Origin of the sequence: Sphingobacterium alimentarium (assembly GCF_004342685.1) — a bacterium.
In the GTDB taxonomy this organism is placed as follows: domain Bacteria; phylum Bacteroidota; class Bacteroidia; order Sphingobacteriales; family Sphingobacteriaceae; genus Sphingobacterium; species Sphingobacterium alimentarium.
Genome location: NZ_SMBZ01000031.1, coordinates 14022 through 36469, shown reverse-complemented (window position 1 = coordinate 36469; position 22448 = coordinate 14022). Strand labels below are relative to the sequence as shown.

Genomic DNA, 22448 nt, shown 5'->3' with positions numbered 1-22448 from the left:
TTTGTTTTATGCCAAAGTAATGGTAATTTTAAAATAAACAACTGATTATGGAACACTTAGGCCCATATATTATTAGCCTTTTTATAGGCATTGGCCTCGCTACAGCTACTGGTTTTCGTGTTTTTCTTCCCTTATTTTTTGTTAGTCTCGCTTCCTTCTTTAATTGGATACCCTTACAAGATAATTGGCAATGGTTAGGATCTTTGCATGCACTAATCGCTTTGGGTATGGCCATGGTATTTGAGATATTATCCTATTATATTCCCTTTGTAGACAATATCATGGATAGCATTGCCATCCCTTTGTCGGCAATTGCTGGGACACTCCTATTTTCATCCCAATTTGCCGAATCAAATGATATAATTAAATGGGGATTAAGCATTATTGCGGGAGGAGGTACAGCGGCAACAGTGAGCACAGCTCTATCAGGCATCCGTCTAGCTTCATCAGCCAGTACAGCAGGCATAGGCAATCCTTTAGTATCTACAGTCGAGAATACCGGAGCCACGCTGATGTCTGTATTAGCCGTATTTGTGCCCATTATTGCCATCATTATGGTAATAGTTCTTATTTATTGGCTATTTCGATTTGGAAAACGCATCAGACAAAAAATACAGTCCAGCAGTGAGCGTATACCCGACTAATTATCCTGCATACTTTTTGTGATCTTATCAATATTCAGACTATTTGCCATCGCCGAGAAAATACGATGGTAAGTTCCTTTGAGATCATATAAATCTTCGTGCGTACCATCTTCCACTACTCTACCCTTTTCCATGACGATGATGTGCGAAGAGTCGATAATTTGGGAGATGGAGTGCGATACAATGACTACCGTTCTACCCACTTTGATAGCGTCCAGACTATTTTTGATTTGCTCCGTCGCTATAGCATCTAGATTAGCCGTAGGCTCATCCAAAAATATGATTGGAGGATTTTTGAGAAACATACGGGCAATAGCAATACGCTGTTGCTGTCCGCCGGATAAGAGATGAGCTTCAGAATCATAGCCTTTGGGAAGCTCCATTATTTGGTCGTGGATATACGCTTTCTTAGCGGCCTCTTGAACCTCTTCCAGCGAACTATTAATTTTACCGTAGCGGATGTTATCGGCTATGGTACCTTTGAAAATATGGTTTTTCTGTAGTACTAGTCCAATATTTTCACGCAGAAACCTTGTATCATACTCGCTCAAATCCACTCCATCCAATAAAATTTGTCCAGAAGAAGGCGAATAAAATTTGTCCAGAATATTAATTACTGTACTTTTTCCTGCCCCACTTAACCCAACCAACGCCGTAATCTGATCCGGTTCAATTTTCATCGAAACATCATAAAGCGCGGGAGTGCCATTGGGGTATTCAAAATTTACATTTCGCATCTCTATATCTCCACGAATATGCGCGGGGCGATACGTTCCTGAAAGCTCTTTTTGGTCATCGGCTTTCATGATATCAAAAAAACTTTCTGAATAAATAAGCGCATCATTAACCTCATCATATATCCGATGAAGCTGACGGATAGGTGCAGAAACATTATTAAATAACATAATATGAAACATAATAGCACCCAGCGTCATCTGCTCGGCCAATACAAAATATGCAGTAAGGATAATAACCAGTACGATGCCAATCTGCTCCACAAAGCTTTTCAGACTATCAAAGATATAACTGGTCTTACGCGTGGACATTTGATTCTCGGTCATATCAAATTGAATCTGTCTGTGACGCGCTGCTTCTTCGGATTCCCTGACAAATGACTTGATAACGGTGATGGAATCGATAAGATTAATAATTTGATTGCTTTTATTTTCGCGGAAGAAACGCATATTTCTCCGGAATCCGGACAAGCGCACAGCCTGTCTTTGTGATATAAGAAAATAGATAGGAACAGTAAATAGACCCACCAGCCCCACATAAAAATTAGCCAAAAACATACACACCAAGGCGACAATCGCTGTGGCAAATAAGGGAAGAATATCGATAAAAAAGTTTTGAACGAGACGCGTCAACGAACTAATCCCCGCATCAATACGTGTCTGCAATTTTCCTGACTCATTAGTATCCGTGGTATAGAATGCCATACGATAAGTCAATATTTTCTCGACGATGGTCTGCGAAAAATCACGAGCAATCATGATTTTTAATTTTTCACCATAAAACTTCTGCCCGAACTGTACCAATGAGTAAATAATCTCCTTGCTCAACAAAATAGCTGAAATAATACCGATGATATGCATTCCCTGCCGCAGTGGGGTATTGTCTACGAGCAATTCACTTATCTTATCAACAGTATATTTTAAAACAAAAGCATTAATCTGGGCGGCGAATGATCCTACGACTGTCAACGCTAAAGCGAGGAAGACAAGATGCTTATACGGCTTGACAAAGGGAAATATGTTCTTGAATAATTTTTTTATTGTCATACATTGAATATAACAATAAAAAAATTAATTAGTTATTAAGGCGTTTAATTGTTTTACTTACAAATAATGGTCTGAATACCTAAGGAGTCGAATAATTCCATGAAAGCAGGCGGAATTTCATCGCTAATGATGACATCAATATTTACTAAATCAGTAATTTTTCCGAAGCTCTTGCGGCTAAATTTACTGGAATCTGCCAATACAATTACTTGATGTGCGACCTCAATCATTTTTTGGTTCAACATGGCTTCTTGGGCACTCGTTGTGGAAATTCCATATTCCAAATCAATTCCATCCACGCCTAGAAATAATTTTGAGCAGAAGAATTGATCAAGTGTATGAATAGCATACTGCCCCGTCACGGAAGAAGAAGTTTGTCGCACAGACCCACCCAATTGGATTACCTCAATATTTGGATGCTTGAGCAACTCTAATGTAACATTGAGAGCAGAGGTCACGACCGTCAAGTGACCCTGAGGCATAATCTCGCGCGCAAAAAACTGTGTCGTCGTCCCGGAGCCAATAATTACAGAATCATTATTCGTAATAAATTCAGCGGCACGCTTAGCAATCGCTCGTTTTTCATTTTCGTGGATTTTTTCTTTTTCTATGACGGATCGATCCGTCTGATAAGGATTGTGCTTAGTCACCCCACCGTGTGTACGATAGACCAACCCCGAATCTTCTAAAAATTGTAAATCCTTTCGAATAGTTACGGATGAGACGCCCAAACTTTCGCATAATTCCACGACGGAGATATGTCCTTTAAGGTTTACTTCCTTGATTATATGTTGATGCCGCTCTACATTATTCATAATTTAAATATATAAAATTTATTGGTAAACGAAAGTAGAAGTAAAAAAATAATTTCAATAAGTTTCGTTTGTTTACGTTTTTTTATAATTTTACATGATAACCAAAACAAAATTACATTAATTCAAAATGAAATTCACTAGAAACGAAGCTATTGAGCGCATAGAAAGCACTTCACAATGGGATATTACTATTATTGGTGGAGGTGCTACAGGCCTAGGTATAGCTGTTGATGCCGCATCTCGAGGTTACAAAACATTACTCATTGAAAAATATGACTTTGCAAAAGGTACATCCAGCAAGAGCACGAAGCTGGTGCATGGTGGAGTTCGCTATTTGGCGAATGGAGATGTGAAGCTTGTCATGTCAGCACTCAAAGAGCGTGGTTTAATATTCAAGAATGCGCCACACGTTTCATTTGTACAGAGTTTTGTAATTCCGTCTTATAGTTTTTTCAATAAAATGAAATTTTTAATTGGATTAAAACTATACGATTGGATGGCTGGCAAACTTCGTATCGGACAGTCTACTTTACTTAGTAAAAAAGAGGTTATCGAAAAACTACCGAAAGTGAAACAGAAGAACCTTATTGGTGGTGTTCAATATTTCGATGGTCAGTTTGACGATGCGCGATTGGCACTTAATCTTGGTCAAACCGCTAGTGAGCATGGTGCGGTGGTATTGAATTATGCAGAAGCTACAGCCATTACCAAAGATGAAAACGGCAAGGTAATAGGTTTGGAATTTTTGGATAGCGGAAGCAATAAAACCTATAAAATAAAATCGAAAGCTGTAATCAATGCTACAGGTATTTTCGTCGATGATATTTTGAAATTAGATGTTGCAGCTCACAAGAACTTGGTTCGTCCGAGTCAAGGTGCTCATATTGTTATTGACAAGAAGTTTTTGGGCAATATTGATGCTTTGATGATTCCAGAGACGAGCGACGGACGTGTATTATTTGGTGTGCCATGGCATGGCAAAGTGTTATTAGGCACGACGGATACACCACTTAACGAACATCAGATCGAACCACGTCCACTTGAAGAAGAGATTGAGTTTATTCTAAAAACAGCTGATGCTTATTTGGACAATGCCCCGACTCGTCAAGATGTGTTGAGTGTATTTGCAGGTCTGCGACCTTTGGCCGCTCCTACTGACAAGGATAGCAACAGTACAAAAGAAATTTCTCGTGATCACAAATTAATAAAAAGTAAATCTGATCTAATCACCATTACGGGAGGAAAATGGACTACTTACCGCAAAATGGCCGAAGAAACGGTGGATTTGGCGATCGGTGTCGGAGGCTTGACGCCAACACCTTGTGCGACGACAACGTTAAAAATTCATGGATACACGACAGAGAGACAAGCAGGACATTGGCAAGTTTATGGTTCTGACACACAAGAGATCATCAATCTTGCTAACGAAAATCCGTCTCTTGGCAATAGATTACATAAAGACTTTGACTTTATTGAAGCAGAGGTTGTGTGGTCTTGTAGAAATGAAATGATTTATAATATAGAAGATTTCTTAGCAAGAAGAATCCGTTTTCTTTTATTGGATGCCAAAGCTTCATTACAAGCTGCACCTCGTGTCGCTGAAATCATGGCTACAGAGCTCCAAAAAGATGAAAATTGGGTAAAATCACAGTTGGATAGCTATACACAATTAGTAAAAAACTATACACTGTAATAACATTGTAACCCTATAAACCAAATTTGATATGAAAAAGGAATTTATTCTTTCCTTAGATCAAGGTACCACTAGCTCGCGAGCCATCTTATTCAACCACGATGGCGAAATAGTCGAGGTGGCACAAAAAGAATTCCGGCAGATCTACCCCCAATCCGGGTGGGTGGAGCATGATGCGCAGGAAATCTGGTCTACGCAGCTCGCTGTCATGACCGAAGTCATCGCGAAAGCTAATGTGAAACTTGACTCTATTAAAGGAATCGGCATCACCAATCAGCGTGAAACCACCGTGGTGTGGCACCGCAAAACGGGGAAACCGATCTGTAATGCTATAGTATGGCAAGACCGTCGTACAGCCGAATACTGCAAATCTATAGCAGACAAAGGATTAGATACGCTTATTCAAGAAAAAACAGGTCTCCTGATCGACGCTTACTTTTCGGCTTCCAAAATAAATTGGATTCTGGAAAATGTGGAGGGAGCACGAAAAATGGCCGATAACGGGGAGTTAGCATTCGGCACCGTGGATTCTTGGTTAGTGTACAACCTCACCAAAGGTGAAAAACACATTACTGATGTGACCAACGCTTCGCGGTCACTCCTACTTAACATTCATACGCTAGCTTGGGATGATGAATTGCTGCAAATCTTCGACATCCCAAAATCGATGCTTCCAGAAGTAAAGAGTAGTTCGGAATTATATGGACACACTGCTTTGGAAATAGGTAATGTAAACATACCTATTGCTGGTATTGCGGGAGACCAACAGGCTGCCCTATTCGGTCAATTGTGTACGGAAGAAGGAATGGCAAAAAATACCTACGGCACAGGTTGCTTTTTATTGATGAATATAGGCGACAAGCCTGTCATCTCAAAAAACAAGCTCGTGACTACCGTTGCTTGGAAAATTGGTGATGAAGTCAAATACGCACTCGAGGGTAGTATATTTATCGGAGGTGCGGTCGTTCAATGGCTTCGTGATGAATTAGGAATTATAAAAAAATCCTCCGATGTAGAAGGTTTGGCTACGAGCGTATCCGATACCAATGGCGTGTATTTGGTTCCTGCATTTTCAGGTTTAGGCGCTCCACATTGGAATGCCGACGCACGAGGTACTTTGGTAGGCTTGTCTCGTGGGTCGAATGATGCGCATATTGCGCGCGCAGCCTTAGAAAGTATAGCTTTCCAAACGCACGATATCATTAAAGCCATGGAAAATGATTCTAACCGCAGCATTCAGGAACTTCGGGTTGATGGCGGAGCTACCGGCAACAACTTCTTGATGCAAATTCAGGCCGATATCATACAGACACAAGTAATTCGCCCAAGCATAACCGAAACTACGGCTATGGGAGCAGCATTTTTAGCTGGTTTGGCGGTAGGCTTTTGGAAGGATATTGAGGAATTGAAATCTTTATGGAAAGAAGACAAGAGATTTAAGTACGCTGGGGACGTGGAGAATCATCAAGCTCAACTCAAAGAATGGAAAAGAGCGACTGAAACCGCTAAATTTTGGGCTAACTATAAAGACTAATCATATAATTAATTAATTAATTAAACAAACTATTATGACACCTTTATTAGCCGAATTCATTGGTACTGCTGTTTTAATCCTTCTGGGAGGGGGCGTTGTAGCCAATGTAGCATTAAACAAAACTATTGGAAATAATTCGGGCTGGATCGTAATCACTAGCGCTTGGGCATTTGCTGTATTTGTCGGTGTGACGATAGCAGCTCCATATAGCGGTGCGCATTTGAATTGTGCTGTTACTTTGTCCGTTTATTTGATGGGACAATTGGATTTGATTACAGCACTCCAATATATGGGCGTTCAATTGGCGGGAGCTATGCTGGGTGCATTTTTGGTGTGGTCTATGTATAAAGATCATTTTGATCAAACGGATGATGCCGGAGCCAAACAAGCGGTATTCTGTACAGCACCAGCAATCAAAAACCTTCCACGCAATTTATTAAGTGAAGCCATCGGCACGTTTGTGCTCATATTTACCATTTTGCATTTCAAAGACGCTACTCTAGATTCTACTACGCCAATCGGGCTTGGATCTATTGGCGGACTGCCGGTTGCAATTTTGGTATGGGCAATAGGTCTTTCTTTGGGAGGTACTACCGGCTATGCTATCAATCCAGCTAGAGATTTAGGTCCGCGGATAATGCATGCTTTGCTTCCAATAAAAAACAAAGCCGCTTTCAATATCGAATATGCGTGGGTTCCTGTTTTAGGACCTTTATTGGGTGCAGCAGTTGCTGCTGGATTATATCATTTAATCCATTAAAAGTATAATCAAAAGTATAACCTTAAGCTGGGTTAACACTGGCTTAACAATGAGATAATATAAGTTTTGCAATTTTAGCGACGAATTAACAATAATCCTATGTTGAATAAAATTACATGGAGAAACGGGGAAAAACCCATCCAAACCAAGATTCTTTGGCTTGCTTTAATGACAAGCCCATTTGTAGGTAGTGCCTATGCTTCTCCCTACTACAATGGAGGAGTATTAGAAGTACAACAAACTCTTAAAATTACCGGTAAAGTAGTAGATGCGGGCACAAATACGGCTCTTTCTAATGTCACCATTCAAGTAAATGGTCGTACAGCTACTGCCACTAGTGCAAACGGAACTTTCTCACTGGACGTACCAGCTGGAGCAGAGGTAAGATTTAACCTGATCGGTTATCAATCTTATACACAAAAGTTCACACAAGCAGCAAGTAATGTTACCATTGCTCTTTCCGAATCCAGCGAGAACATCGACGAAGTCGTTGTCACAGCCTTGGGTATCAAGCGTGATCAGAAAGCATTAGGGTATGCCTCGACTACGGTTGCTGGCGAAGACCTTACAAATGCGATTTCAAACAACTGGTCAGATGCATTAACAGGAAAAGTAGCGGGTCTGAATGTCGTAAAATCAGGCGGTGGTCCATTAGGTTCGAATAATATTGTATTAAGAGGTGAAACTTCCTTATCGGGAGATAACACAGCCTTAATCGTTATAGATGGTATCGTAATGGAAGCTGGTAGTAGAATGACTACGAATGGTAGCTCTAACTACTTAGATTCAGATTCACCTGTCGATTTTGGTAGTTCATTATCCGATTTGAACCCAGATGATATCGAATCCATTACAGTATTGAAAGGTCCGGCAGCAGCTGCATTGTACGGTTCTAGAGGACATCGCGGAGCGATTATCATTACCACAAAAACTGCTGACAAGAATAAAGGTAAATTTGGTATTTCTATCAATTCAAATACCGCTGTAGGAACTATCAATCGTTGGCCAGATTATCAATACGAATATGGTCAAGGTGATGAAGGTCAAGACTTGTACTATTCCTATGGACAAACAGAAGATGGCCCTTCCACGTTAAGTACATCTTCAGCTTGGGGAGCTAAATTTGATGGACAAATGTTCTATCAATATAATCCAGAATATTACAGATTGGCTCCACCTGAGCGTTCATTATGGAGACCTTACAAAAATAACCGTAAGGAACTTTTCAAACCGGATGTAACATCGACAAACAGCATTAGCTTGTCAGGTTCTACAGAAAAGACATCTGCGAGATTCTCTTATACGAATGTATATAACTCTTGGATTATTCCGAATACAGGTTATAAACGTAATTCCATTGCAGCAAACTTAAATAATCAAATTACAGATAAATTAAGTATTGCTACAAAAATCAACTACAACAAAAGGTCAGCTGAAAACTTACCAAACTCAGGATATAACAACCAGAGTTATATGTATTTTATCAGAGGTTTGACGCCTAGTATGGATGCGGCTTGGTTTGAAGACAACTGGAGACCAGACAAATATGGTATTGAGCAGACTACACCGTTTTCCAACTTATTGGACAATCCACGTACGATGTCTTATGACATGTTGAATGGTCAAAACAAAAACCACGTAATAGGTAATATCCAAGCGAATTACAAATTCAACGAAGAGCTTAATTTAATGGTTCGTACGGGTATAGATTTCAGTTTTGACAAACGTACGCAACAACGTCCTTTTGACACCTATAAGTATGCATACGGATACTATAGAGAGCAAGCTGTCAACTCACAAGAGACGAATGCAGATTTCTTATTGACATACAACAATAGTAGAAAAGAAGATATTAAGTTTGGTGTCAATCTTGGTGGTTCGATGATGAATAATCAATACAATAGAGATGATGCATCGACCAACAAACTTTCTTATCCGAATGTATATTCATTTGCTAACTCAGCGACTTCGGTAATTTACAATCCGCGCAGAGAAGAATATGCCGTGCACAGTTTGTACGGATTAGCCAACTTTAGCTACAAAGATGCATACTTTATTGATGGTACATTGCGTGTGGACTGGTCAAGTACATTAGCCTCACCTATCAAACAAGATGTATCCGCATTCTTCTACCCATCTCTTAATGGTAGTGTGATTTTATCCCAAATCTTTAGCATGCCAAGTCAGATTTCCTTCTGGAAATTGAGAGCGACAGTTGCTGGTGTAGGTGGTGGCGGTAAGAGACCTTATCTGAATGCATACACGTACAGAAGACTTCCTTCATTTGCAGGTGGTGCGTCTAATCCTACCACTATTCCAGATGTAAATTTGAAATATGAAAACACGGTATCGTACGAGTTGGGTACAGATTTTCGTATGTTTAGAAATAGGATGAAATTAGACATGACAGTCTACAAAAACTATTCTTACAACCAAATCTTAGAAACTCCTATTGACCCTTCTAGTGGTTATAGAAATCAAATCATCAATGCCGGTGAAGTTCAAAATACAGGTTTTGAATTGGAAGCAAACTACGATGTATTTAAAAACAGTAAAGGTTTCAGCTGGTCTGTATTTGGTAACTATACAAATTACAACACACGTATTAATGAATTGCCAAACATGGTTGATGCATTAGTATTGTCGACTATCTATGGTTCTAGAGGTACAGTAGAAGCTCGTGTAGGTGGCCGTTTTGGGGATATGTATGGTTTAGGTTATCTGAGAAATGAGCAAGGCCAAATTATTTATAAAAATGGTTTACCAGAATATACAGACGACCTTATCTATATCGGTAATGCAAATGCTACGTCTAAATTCGGTTTCGGTAACCAATTCAAATACAAAAACTTTGGTTTGAACTTCTTAATCGATGGACAATTCGGTGGTATAGGATATTCTTTGACTCATGCAGTATTGATGGAAGAAGGTAAATTAAATAAAACTCTTCCAGGTCGTACAAACGGTATTATCGGTGTAGGTGTTGAGGATAATGGAGACGGTACATACACGCCAAATACCACTGTGGTATCTGCTCCTAGCTATTATAGAAAGCATTTCAACAGAGATAATATTGAGTCTAACACATTCTCTACAGATTTCATCAAATTGAGAGAAGTGAGATTTGATTACTCTGTACCTGCACACTTATTGCAGAATATGAAATTCCAAAAAGCGACTATTGGAGTTTATGGACGTGACTTATTCGTGTTCTCAAACTGGCCATCATTTGATCCAGAATTTGGTTCATTGAATAGTAGTGGTGTAGAAAAAGGTGCTGAAATTGGCCAGTTCCCATCTACACGTAATTTTGGGGTTAATTTATCACTATCCTTCTAATTAAGAGACAATGAAAACGTTAATAAAATCATCGATCATATGTGCAGCCTTAGCCCTTAGCATGGGAAGCTGTACTAAGGATTTTGTGAAAATGAACACGAATCCTAACGAAAGTGCCGCTGTCGCGCCCCAAACCTTATTGGCACCAGCTATCTATAATGTAATTAATGCTAATCTGGATAGAAACTTGCGTATCAACAACGAATTTATGCAAGTTACCGTGACGCGTAATGACAACAGAGAATTTCACCGCTATGAGGTAAGAGCTACAGAATCCGAATACATGTGGAGAAACTGGTACTTGGAATTGACCAACATCCGCGATATTTTTAATAGAGCTGAAGAAGGTCGTCAAACAGGTTACCAAACCTACCAAGGTATTTCCTTAATATTAGATGCTTGGGTTTCTTCCCTATTGACAGACACTTATGGGGATATACCTTATTTTGAATCTAATTTAGGTTACATCAATAATAATACCTCTCCTAAATTTGACAAGCAGGAAGATATTTATAGAGATCTTCTTTTGAAATTAGAAAGAGCAAATGAACTTCTAAAAGAGAATGTAGCTGTAGAATCGGGTAATGCAGAATTTGACCCTATCTATAGTTCTGATCCTGCTAAATGGAGAAAACTTGGTAATTCGTTGTACTTAAGATTATTACTAAGAACTTCGCACAAAGCAGAGTTAAATTCAGTAGCTAAGATCAAAGAGATATTAGAAACGAATGCTTCAGAATATCCGTTAATGGCCGCGCAAGCTGAATCGGGCATTCTAAGATTCCAAGGTCAAGAACCTTTCTTGAATCCATTTTTCAACACACGTGATCTTGATTTCAATGGAGACAAGGGCTATTCAGAATTTTTCATCAACAACTTGTTAGAGCTTAATGATCCACGCCTAAGCACTTGGGCTACGGAGGCTACATTAGGTGTATATGGCGGTATGCAATCGGGCTATCCTAAAGGAAGTATCCCTGAGCGTCAATCTACGCTACAAGTGTCATTGAAAAACACGGCTATGCCGGGTATTATCATGACCTACGCGGAATTACAGTTCATCATTGCGGAATTAGCCGAGCGAGGTATTGTACAGAAAGATGCCGAACAGCACTACAAAAATGGTGTGAATGCATCTATGGAGTTGTGGAACAAAACAATTACTGACGCCTATTTTGACAATACAAAGATCGGATTCCAAACGGATGACACTCAAACAGATCGTCTGAAGAAAATTCATTTACAAAAGTATTTTTCATTATTATTTACTGACTTCCAACAATGGTTTGAGTACAGAAGAACAGGATTATTGGATCTATACACAGGTGCAGCTCTAGAAAATGATGGCAAAATGCCTGTTCGATTGAGCTATCCTCTAATCTCACAATCCTTGAACAAAGCCAACTATGATGAGGCTGTGAGCCGTATGGGTGGTGACAGAATTAATAACCTCATGTGGTGGCAAATTGGTGTAAACTAAAAAGCAAAAAGAAATGAAAAATTTAAAGAACATAGGTTTAGTAGGTATTCTGGCAACTACTATGCTTACAAGTTGTCTTAAAGAAGATGAAAATTATTCAATAGGAACGAGTAATCCAGAAACTTCTTTATTCACAATACGAAATATTTATAATAATGCTGAAGTAAGACTGAACCAGGAAAACCTGAGTGAGGCTAAATACTTCAAAGGCTTGGTCGTGTCAAACAAAGACGGTAAGAATTTACCAAGTAATTATGTAGCGGTTCAGAATACATGGAGAAGTCAAACACGTGGTATCCTCATAGAAGTGGACAATGGTACACAGCTTAATTTTGGTGACTCCGTACTTGTGAATGTGGAATCAGCGACATTGACTACTGCTGACAATATGTTGTTATTGAAAGGCGTAGCTAAAGATAAATTCCAAGTAATTAATTCAGGTAATACGGTAAAATCTACTCCGGTTTCGATTTCGGCTCTTCAGAATAACTTTGCAAATTTTGAATCCACCTATGTGGACGTAACAGCTGATTTGGAAAACGAACCAGCACCAGGTACGCCATTAAAGGGCAACAAAGTGCTAGTCGATGGGGATAACAATAAGCTTAATTTGTTCACAGCGGATGATGCAAGCTTTGCTAATGAAGTTGTAGCGCCAAGTGCTACTTTCATCGGTATACCATTCAAGCAAAATAACGAGATTCAATTAAGATTACAGTCCTATCAAGGTATGGCCTACCCTTCTGGTAGAATCTATTCTGGATGGCCGGAGAGCTTTGAGAACAATGACATTCCAAAAGGTAGCTACAATATGGCCGCTATCAACAATAATGTCAACTTCCAAACGGGTCAATGGCATTTATTCCAATCCATCATTGGCGATACTCAAGGACGTGATCGTATTGTATCAGGTACACAGGCTATTCGTTTTCAACAAAATCTAAGTGTGCCGGCATTGCTGCAGATGAATTTCGACGTTCCTAATGGTGCTTCCAAAGTAACATTGTGGTATGGTGCTTATTATACAGATAGATCAAGCTCATTCAAGTTGGAATACTCTCAAGATCAAGGCGCAACTTGGACTCAATTAGGCGAAACTATCAGCGATGCACACACGACTAGTCAAAGCTTAAATGCTAAACAAGCCGTATTCTTAATGAATATCGAAGGTCCTGTACGTTTTAGAATTACTAAGCTTGGTTTAGGAACGAGTTCCAATACCGTTAGCAATGGACGTCTAGGTATAGATGAAATCTCAGTATTTAGAAGTTACTAATCTATGAATCGTAAATTCTTATATATTATATGTTCTGCTATGATTACCCTGGGAATGGGTAATCATAGTTGTTCATCAAAAGATGCCGTTAGTCCGGATATTACTGATAATGCAATCCGTATTACTCATGTCAATATTCCAATTATTTATAATATTTCTTCGAATGAAGAAATGACAATTAAAGGTGTTGGTTTTGCACAATCGGACATTATTTACTTCCAAGCTGCTTCTGCTACAGCTCGTGATCTAGAAGCTAGTATTTCCACGATTGAAAACGACGGAGTTCGAATAGCTTTTCCTTCTTTGATCACAGCCGGTAAATATAACATCATACTTCAGCGCGGCAGCGCTTCACAGCTGATTGGACAGACTACAGTTAATCATGTTTTCAATGCTAATATTCCGGACAAAGAAAACATGACCGTAAAAGGAACTGTTTTTAGTGCTGGTAAAGGTGTTGCAAATGTAATTGTATCGGACGGTGAGGTTTTTGCTACGACTGATCAAAATGGTGTATACTACCTACCCTCTTCAAAAAAGCATGGTTATGTATTCATTACGGTTCCGGCTAATTATGAAGTAAAAACCGAGAATACAGTTCCCCAGTTTTTCAAAAATTTGACTGGCATTTCCTCTCAAACTGAAATTGCTGATTTCGAATTATTTCCTGCAAATAATGAAAATCATGCAGTAGCATTCTTCGCAGATATACATTTAGCGAATCGCAACTCCGATTTAGCTCAATTTCAAAATGGTTTTATCAAAGATGTGAAGGAAACAGCTGCATATTATCAAGCACAGAATAAAAAATTCTATGGATTGACCTTAGGTGATCAATCTTGGGATCAATATTGGTACGCCAATAACTTTAAGCTGACGGACTACCTGAATCAGCTAAAAGATCTTGATTTTCCGATTTATAATGTCATTGGAAATCATGATTATGATCCGTACGTTGGCAATAATGACTGGCTTGCTGCGGCATCCTATCGCAATCTACTAGGACCTACTTATTATTCTATCAATATTGGTAAAGTGCATTATGTCATCTTAGACAATATGATGTACAAAAATGCCGATGGTAAAGCAGGCTTTATCGGAGCACGCGATTACGATAATATTTTGTCTGACGAGCAATTAAATTGGTTAGCCAAAGATTTATCTTATGTCACAGATAAATCTACGCCTATTGTCGTAGCGATGCACGTACCGATGTATACCAATCCTTCGGCCACAGGAGCATTTAATAATTATATGAAAAACTCTCCTGCATTGGCAAATGTCTTGGCAGCTTTCAATAATGTAAAAGTAATCACAGGGCATTCACACATTAACTATAGAATCACGCCGGCTGGATCCAATATCGTCGAACATAATATTGGTGCGGTCAGCGCTACATGGTGGTGGACAGGACATACTGGCTATGCCAATAATCATATTGGTAAAGATGGTAGCCCAGGAGGCTATGCCGTTTGGGAAGCCAATGGTATCAATCAGTTGACTTATTACAAAGGGATTGGATTTGATAAAAATTATCAGTTCAGAAGTTATGATTTGAATACAGTTCACATCACAGCGGATGCACATGCACCAAATGCCAATGCAACATACAAAGCCAAAGTGCCTGCAATAGTGGGCGAATATGCTACAGCAAACAAAAAGAATCAGGTTTTATTGAATATTTGGGGATATCAAGATAATTGGAAGATAAGCATAAAAGAAAATGGCATAAGCCTACCTTATACGCGAGTATCCAAAAAAGACCCTCTTCATTTGATTTCTTACAACCTGAAACGTATAAATGTGAATGCAGATCCGACTAGCTCTTTTGCTACTATCAATACTGCACATATGTTTTTAGCTACAGCTTCGAGTCCTACTTCGACATTAGAAATAACAGTAGAAGATCATTTTGGCAATAAATACCATGAAACAATGGTAAGACCAAAAATATTCAACACTTCTATGAAGTAACAAATTGAATAGACATTTCTTCAGTAAAATGTCTATTCAATTGTTTAATGTATATTTATCACATAATACACAACTAACTATGTCTATGCTTAAGCCCTATAAAATTACATTAGCCATTTTAGCAACGCTATTAATTACATCATCATGTGCAGTGAGAAAGAGTAATCAAGAACCTTCGTTTCCTTCGTTTGCATATGAAGGACACCGTGGAGCACGCGGCCTTTATCCCGAAAATTCTATTGGCGCGATGAAAGTAGCCATGGACATTCCGGTGGTGACTACTTTGGAAATGGACTGTCATATTACCAAGGATAAAAAAGTAGTCGTATATCACGATGACTACCTGAATCCCAAATTTGTGACATATGCTGATGGCAGCGAGCTAAAAGGCACAGATAATAAAGGATTAGTCTACAATTACACCTACGATCAATTGCAACAATTTGATCTGGGACTGAAAGGAAATGTTGATTTCCCGCACCAACAGAAAGTATCCACAAAAATCAATTTGTTGGCAGACTTAATAGAAGAATCTGAAAAATACGCTCCTACAAAAGGTAAAAAGATGTTTTACAACATCGAAACCAAGAGCAGCGACAAAAAGGACAACATTGCGCATCCGGAGCCAAAAGAGTTTTCCGACTTATTGCTGCAAGTTGTATTTGATAAAGGAATTGACAAGCGTACGGTGATTCAATCTTTTGACAAACGTACTATACAATATATCAACAAGCAATATCCTTCTATTCGCACTTCTTTTCTTATTGATGCGAAGAATACCAAAACGCCTGATGAACTCGTGGAAGAATTGGGATTCAAACCTTTTATTATTAGTCCTAACTATAAATTAGTGACTAAAGAATTTGTGAATGCAGCACACCGCTTAGGTGTTAAAGTCATTCCTTGGACGGTAAATAAAAAAGAAGAAATTGATGCTTTAAAAGCATTGAAAGTAGACGGAATTATCAGCGATTACCCTAATTTATTTTAATAATATAACCGATAGATAGATGTTCAGTTTTTTAAAACCACCTAAACATAAAGAATTATTACCCGTCGAAAGAATTGATCCTGAATACAAAAAATTACGTATCCAAGTCTTCATAGGCATTTTCTTAGGCTATGCTGCCTATTATTTCGTGCGCAAAAACTTCTCTTTTGCGGTCAAGGATCTACAAGATACCTTGGGATATAGCAAAGCAGAATTGGGATTCGCGATGTCCGCTATTTCTATCGCTTATGGATTGAGTAAGTTTATGATGGGCAATGTGTCAGATCGTAGTAATGCACGTTACTTTTTGGCAATAGGTCTAATATTATCTTCGTTGACGATGATTTTCATGGGACTTTCGCCTTTTGCTACTTCATCAATTGCGATTATTTTCATCTTATTATTCATCAATGGATGGGTACAAGGTATGGGATGGCCTGCCTCAGGACGTGTAGTTGTACACTGGTTTTCGATCAAAGAGCGTGGTACGACCATGTCGATCTGGAACCTCGCACACAATGTTGGTGGATTTTTGGTAGGACCTTTGGCTATTTTGGGTGTAGAGTTATTTGTTGATTGGGAAGCAAGGTTATATTTCCCGGGTCTAGTAGCTTTATTATTTGCTGCGATTGTATTGATTTTTGTGAGAGATACCCCGCAGTCTTGTGGCCTCCCTCCTATTGAAAAATACAAAAATGATTATCCAAAGACTTATGAGGAATCCCAAGAAAAAGAATTTACAGCGAAAGAAATCTTTTTCAAATATGTATTTAATAATAGATTGTTGTGGTTTATCGCGATAGCTAATGCCTTTGTGTATTTAGTACGAAATGGTATTATCAACTGGGCCCCGACATTCTTGCAAGAAGCGAAGGGGTTTTCTGCTTCCGAAGCAGCTTGGTCCGCATCAGTATATGAGCTGGCAGCTATTCCCGGCACGCTATTGTGTGGTATTATGAGTGATAAGCTATTCAAAGGTAGACGCGCTCCTGTGACTATTATATACATGATTTTCACCTTCCTTGCTGTACTATTATATTGGTTGGCTCCATCTGGTAATATTTGGGTTATTAACACTGCTCTGTGGTCTATTGGATTTTTGATTTATGGTCCGGTGATGTTAATTGGTGTGCAAGCACTTGACTTGGTACCTAAAAAGGCAGCAGGTACAGCAGCTGGATTGACTGGGCTTTTTGGATATTTCATCGGTGATATGTTGGCGAATGCTGCCCTAGGTGGAATAGTCGACAAAGTAAGCTGGGATGCAGCTTTCGAAGTGATTCTCGGTGCAAGTATACTTGCCATCGTTTTCACTGCTTTCACATGGAACAGAGAGAAACAAATTTTAAAAGCATAAATAAGCTAGATATAGCGTAAAGAAAGTCCTGCGAACAATTCACAGGACTTTTTTGTTATTTTAGTAGGCATTCAATTCAAAAACAGTATGAAAAAGATTTTTTTCAAAATATTGAACAGAATAAACCAAGCTATATTACCTAGATATAGCAAACTCGACCCATCGAAGTTATCGCGATGGCAGCAAGGTATTGTCGCCTATCGCTATTATGTGTTGACCAACTCGTTAGACTAACACTTCCTTTCTAATTACTACTTGTTCAGAGTAATAGTTATAAGTTTTTAATAACTTTATAACATGATTTACTTAGATAATAACGCCACGACTCGGATTGATGATGAAGTATTGAACGCCATGTTACCCTATCTAAAAGAAGCGTACGGTAATGCATCAAGTATTCAGCACAAGTTAGGTCGTGCAGCCAATCAGGCTGTGGAGGAGTCGCGTAAATCTATCGCCGCTTATCTCGGGGTGTCAGCCAAAGAAATATATTTCACCTCTGGTGCAACTGAAGCAATCAATATGGTCCTAAGAGGAGTATTCGCCAGATATCAAAGTATAGGAAAGCATATTATCACTGCCAAAACCGAACACAAAGCTGTACTCAGCACCTTAGAAAAGTTGGAAAAACAAGGAGCCGAGATCAGCTATCTACATGTGGATGCGAGTGGAAATATTGATCTGAAAGAATTAGAAAGTCTGATACGTAAAGACTCCATTCTCATCACATTGATGGCGGCCAATAATGAAACAGGCGTAATACACCCCATTCAGCAGATTGGTGCGATTGCCGCACAGTATAATGTTTTATTTTTTAGTGACACCACGCAGATGATAGGCAAAGAAAGTTTGGATTTAACGCACGTCGACATCTGTTGTTTTAGTGCACACAAACTGCATGGGCCAAAGGGCATAGGCGGGCTTTATATCAAACGAAAATCACGTCCTATTCAGATTGAACCACTTATTACGGGAGGCAAACAGGAGAACAGCCTAAGAGGTGGTACCTACAATACAGCTTCCATCGTCGGCATGGGCAAAGCATTTGAGATAGCCGCAACGAATCCTTCAAGTATCGCGTTATTGAGGGATTATTTTGAAATACAAATCACCTCATCTATTGAGGACTGTAAGATACACGCTGCGAAAGCTACTCGGCTATGCAATACAAGCAATATACTATTCAAACACGTTCGAAGTAATGAGCTAATGACCGTACTCAAGGATGTCGCCTTATCTTCAGGTTCCGCCTGTGTGTCCGGTGATAGAGATCCATCTCACGTATTGACCGCAATGGGCATTGCGAGCGAAGATGCATTGTGTAGTGTGCGTTTTAGTCTTTCCAAATACACCAATCGACAGGATTTGGATGAAACGATTCAACTTATTCAGCAGGCGGTGGAGAAAATCCGAAAGAATTCCCCAGTTTGGCAACTGTATAAGTCCAATATTATTTAGTATAAAATGACAAAACTCATACCTTTCATAGTTGAATGTTGTTATTTATTTACGAACTTTGTTAAAATCTTAAAAGATTAATAATTATGGTTACGGTCACAGAAAAGGCGAAAGAAAGAATAGCAGATATTATGAAAGCGGAGCAATATGACGAGAATTATTTCGTGCGTGTTGCCGTAGTTAGCGGAGGATGCTCCGGTCTTTCTTATGATCTTAAATTTGACAATGAAGAGCGCAAAGGGGATCAGTTTTTTGAAGACAACGGCGTAAAAATATGTCTTGATATCAAATCATATTTGTATCTGGCGGGCACGGAGCTTGATTATTCCGATGGCTTGGGCGGAAAAGGATTTGAGTTTCACAACCCGAATGCCTCAAGAACTTGCGCATGTGGCGAAAGTTTTTCCGTATAGCAAGCAGTATTAAAAATATACAAAAAGAAGAGCTGCATATGTAGCTCTTCTTTTTTGTAATTTAACAAAAAATATAAATTATTGTTATTATATTCATCGCAATAATCAATTATCAATACATTTATCATAGTACAATCACCAGTTATATCAGCATTTAATGGGCAGAGAATTATTACAGCGAGAACAAGCAATTACGTTTGTTAAGGACACTTTTTCAACATATTTAAAACAAGCACTTCATTTAATTCCTATATCTTCACCGTTGATCGTATTGGACGGCACCGGAATCAATGATGACCTCAACGGTATTGAAAGACCGGTATCATTTCCCATCAAATCTTTAAATGAACAACGTGCCGTGGTGGTACACTCGCTGGCCAAATGGAAACGTGTGCGTCTAAAGGAGTTGGATCTTGAGCCCGGAGAAGGTATTATTACAGATATGCGTGCTTTACGTCCCGACGAAGATTACTCCCCTATTCACTCCATATATGTAGACCAATGGGATTGGGAAAAAGTAATTTTACCAGAGAATAGAAATCTTTCATTCTTAAAAGAAACAGTTAAAGACATCTATGCTTCTTTGGTTCAAACCGAAAAAAATGTAGAGGCGAAATACCCTCATTTAAAAGCTATTCTTCCTGAAAATATTACTTTCATTTCGTCGGAAGAATTGCTTAATCGATATCCGGATCATACGCCAAAAGAACGCGAAAATGCGATAGCCAAAGAATACGGAGCTGTATTTTTATATGGCATAGGTGGTACCCTATCCAATGGTTTTGCACACGATGGTCGTGCGGCAGATTATGACGATTGGAGCACCGAGAATGAGGCAGGATACCAAGGCTTAAATGGAGATATCTTAGTGTGGAATCCTATTCTGAGTACGGCTTTTGAGCTTTCTTCTATGGGTATCCGTGTCAATAAAGAAGCACTTCAACGTCAACTTACTATCCGTCATTGTACAGAAAGGGCTGAATTAGCTTTTCACAAAATGCTCCTTGAGGACCAATTAACAGAATCAATTGGTGGCGGAATAGGCCAATCGCGTGTCTGTATGTTTATGCTAAAACTATCTCACATCGGTGAAGTACAGGTCAGCATTTGGGATGACCACAAAAAAATCAAACTTGCCGAAGAAAATATAAATTTATTATAAAAAAGAGCTGTAATTCAGAGGGCACTGAAAAAGCCTCAACTTTCTAAGGAGACTTAAAGAAATGACTGAGTATAGGTTTTCCCTTACTCGGTCATTTTTGTTCAAAGGATTTCTGGAAGTTTATTTTTTAATGGTCTTGTTGAAGGTGTAAGCGACTAGGACTTGCTATTTGAGTTTTTAGCATCCCATCTAGGCTTTTTTTGAGGCAATATCCCACCTTTTTAGATCAATTTCAGGATTCTTTTCAAGTTTACGGCGAAGATGGCCATTGCGCCCTGCATTTCCATATTGTGGATTCCGTAAGCATCAGCTCTGCCATAGCCATGGACATTCTTGAGATCACTGTTCTTGGCCTCGATCTTATACCTTTGCTTAGACTTGCTTCGATAATAATCGGTTTGCAGGAAAGCCATCTGCTTCCTATCGAGTTCGGATTTTATGGAGACTGAATAGGATTTGGTTCTGGCCCCTTGCTTGTAACATCCTTCCCTAAGAGGACAGACCTTACATTTCTCCACATCAAAGTAATAGGTCTCCGTTTGATTTGTACCTTGTTCCTTCTTTCCCTGACGCGCCTTGCGGATGGCCAAATGTCCTGCGGGACAAACAAACATATCCGCATCTTTATTATAGTCAAACTTGTCTTTATCTTTCCTAAAGCCTTGGGTAATGGATGGTTTTAATTTAGCGATGATATCAATGTTTTGTTCTTTTGCCAACTGAAGATTTTCTTTTCCCCAATACGCGGCATCACCTATTATCGTATCCACTTGCATTCCATTCTGTTGGCTGATCTCCAATAATCTGGATAGTTCAGGGCCATCACCTTTTTCGCCTGTAGTAACGCGGTCATCGCCCGATGTGTTTTATAGCCAAAGAAACTGCTGTCCACTGACTTGTGTCCAAGTCTGGCCTCATCATCCTTAGAGAGTAGATAGTATTCTTTTGTGTCTTCAATGGTTTCCTTCAACAGATCAGCTTTTCTTTCACAGCCGGTATTTCACTGATAGATTGATCCTGGTCAAGGACCCTCTGTAATTCCCTGCAATAAGCAAGCTCTTGATCCAGGTCGCCCGATTCATTCTTTTGTGGTAGATTCCTCTTATATTCCCCATCAATCTGATATATCGCTTTTCTTAATAGTTTGGAGCGTTCCCTGAGTACTGCCAATGTTGTGTGCGGATTCGATCTGGAAACGGTATGGGTCGCGTCTACGATAATAGACTTTGATTTTATAATGCCTTTTTCAAGAGCAATCGTTACGGTCCTATTGATCAACAGGTTCAACAGATCCATATCTTTTAATCGTAGTTTGCGGAATTTGGTAAGCGAACTTGAATTGATCACATCCTCCTCTGGTGCCATTTCAAGAAAATATTTGAAGGACATATCATATCTGAAACGTTCAACGACATCTACATCCGAAACGGTGTAGATCGTTTTTAACAGAAGATACTTGAACATCTTGATAGGGCTCTCCGCTGTACGGCCATTGGTATGGCAATACTTAGCCAAAAGCTCGTCATAGATAAAACTGAAATCGATAAGATCGTTGATTTTTCGAAGTAGATTATCTTTTGGAACGATAATATCGTACAATCCTGAATAGGAACTGAACTGTATTTTTTGTTGGGTAGAGAGCATCCTGATGTCCATTAAAGCCTACCTTAAAATACGAAAAAGGGAGCAGAAAACTGTAGTTTTCGACTCCCTTTTTAAACCTTTTTTTTCTAAGGGAACTTTTTCAGTGCCTTCTGTGAATTGCCCGTTT

Annotated in this window: 16 protein-coding genes and 1 pseudogene; 14 read left to right on the top strand and 3 right to left on the bottom strand. The window is 39.1% G+C overall.

Annotated features, from left to right (window positions below; genetic code table 11):
• Positions 1-47 precede the first annotated feature (47 nt).
• Positions 48-644: a DUF4126 domain-containing protein gene (locus EDC17_RS11380; RefSeq protein WP_132778192.1), complete on the top strand. Its 597-nt coding sequence runs from the start codon at positions 48-50 to the stop codon at positions 642-644.
• Here the strand turns inward: EDC17_RS11380 and EDC17_RS11375 are convergent.
• Both EDC17_RS11375 and EDC17_RS11370 read right to left on the bottom strand, forming a co-directional pair.
• The gene (locus tag EDC17_RS11375; protein ID WP_132778191.1) at positions 641-2425 is read right to left on the bottom strand and encodes an ABC transporter ATP-binding protein; all 1785 of its coding nucleotides are present in this window, start codon (positions 2423-2425) and stop codon (positions 641-643) included. The two genes, EDC17_RS11380 and EDC17_RS11375, sit on opposite strands and share 4 nt — an antisense overlap.
• Before the next feature lie 53 nt (positions 2426-2478).
• Positions 2479-3240, bottom strand: a complete 762-nt coding sequence (locus EDC17_RS11370) for a DeoR/GlpR family DNA-binding transcription regulator (RefSeq protein WP_132778190.1) — start codon at positions 3238-3240, stop codon at positions 2479-2481.
• A gap of 127 nt (positions 3241-3367) precedes the next feature.
• Between EDC17_RS11370 and EDC17_RS11365 the strand changes: the two genes are divergently transcribed.
• The 13 genes from EDC17_RS11365 (at position 3368) to asnA (ending at position 20677) form a co-directional block, all read left to right on the top strand.
• Positions 3368-4933, top strand: coding sequence for a glycerol-3-phosphate dehydrogenase/oxidase (locus EDC17_RS11365; protein ID WP_132778189.1), 1566 nt, complete (start codon positions 3368-3370; stop codon positions 4931-4933).
• Between the two features lie 31 nt (positions 4934-4964).
• Positions 4965-6467, top strand: a complete 1503-nt coding sequence (glpK, locus tag EDC17_RS11360; protein ID WP_132778188.1) for a glycerol kinase GlpK — start codon at positions 4965-4967, stop codon at positions 6465-6467.
• Positions 6468-6501: 34 nt separating this feature from the next.
• Complete coding sequence (locus EDC17_RS11355) at positions 6502-7227, top strand: MIP/aquaporin family protein (protein ID WP_132778187.1); 726 nt, start codon at positions 6502-6504, stop codon at positions 7225-7227.
• Between the two features lie 99 nt (positions 7228-7326).
• Positions 7327-10566, top strand: coding sequence for a SusC/RagA family TonB-linked outer membrane protein (locus EDC17_RS11350; RefSeq protein ID WP_132778186.1), 3240 nt, complete (start codon positions 7327-7329; stop codon positions 10564-10566).
• A gap of 10 nt (positions 10567-10576) precedes the next feature.
• Positions 10577-12046: a SusD/RagB family nutrient-binding outer membrane lipoprotein gene (locus EDC17_RS11345; protein ID WP_132778185.1), complete on the top strand. Its 1470-nt coding sequence runs from the start codon at positions 10577-10579 to the stop codon at positions 12044-12046.
• A gap of 13 nt (positions 12047-12059) precedes the next feature.
• Entirely contained in the window at positions 12060-13322 is a 1263-nt protein-coding gene (locus tag EDC17_RS11340) for a DUF5689 domain-containing protein (protein WP_132778184.1), read from the top strand.
• Between the two features lie 3 nt (positions 13323-13325).
• Positions 13326-15296 carry a calcineurin-like phosphoesterase C-terminal domain-containing protein gene (locus EDC17_RS11335; protein ID WP_132778183.1) on the top strand — a complete coding sequence of 657 codons (1971 nt, stop codon included), beginning with the start codon at positions 13326-13328 and terminating at the stop codon, positions 15294-15296.
• 79 nt (positions 15297-15375) lie between these two features.
• On the top strand, positions 15376-16287 hold the full coding sequence (locus tag EDC17_RS11330) for a glycerophosphodiester phosphodiesterase family protein (protein WP_243646133.1): 912 nt from the start codon (positions 15376-15378) through the stop codon (positions 16285-16287).
• Positions 16288-16306: 19 nt separating this feature from the next.
• Entirely contained in the window at positions 16307-17644 is a 1338-nt protein-coding gene (gene glpT, locus EDC17_RS11325; protein ID WP_132778182.1) for a glycerol-3-phosphate transporter, read from the top strand.
• Between the two features lie 87 nt (positions 17645-17731).
• Positions 17732-17878 carry a hypothetical protein gene (locus EDC17_RS16875; protein ID WP_165894409.1) on the top strand — a complete coding sequence of 49 codons (147 nt, stop codon included), beginning with the start codon at positions 17732-17734 and terminating at the stop codon, positions 17876-17878.
• Between the two features lie 63 nt (positions 17879-17941).
• Positions 17942-19102 carry a cysteine desulfurase family protein gene (locus EDC17_RS11320; RefSeq protein WP_132778181.1) on the top strand — a complete coding sequence of 387 codons (1161 nt, stop codon included), beginning with the start codon at positions 17942-17944 and terminating at the stop codon, positions 19100-19102.
• Positions 19103-19188: 86 nt separating this feature from the next.
• On the top strand, positions 19189-19515 hold the full coding sequence (locus EDC17_RS11315; protein ID WP_132778180.1) for a HesB/IscA family protein: 327 nt from the start codon (positions 19189-19191) through the stop codon (positions 19513-19515).
• Between the two features lie 157 nt (positions 19516-19672).
• Positions 19673-20677 (top strand): aspartate--ammonia ligase, encoded by a 1005-nt coding sequence (gene asnA, locus EDC17_RS11310; protein ID WP_132778179.1) that lies wholly within the window; start codon positions 19673-19675, stop codon positions 20675-20677.
• 221 nt (positions 20678-20898) lie between these two features.
• On the opposite strand, the pseudogene EDC17_RS11305 reads toward asnA, so the two are convergent.
• Positions 20899-22321: pseudogene (locus EDC17_RS11305) on the bottom strand (IS1182 family transposase).
• Between the last annotated feature and the right edge of the window lie 127 nt (positions 22322-22448).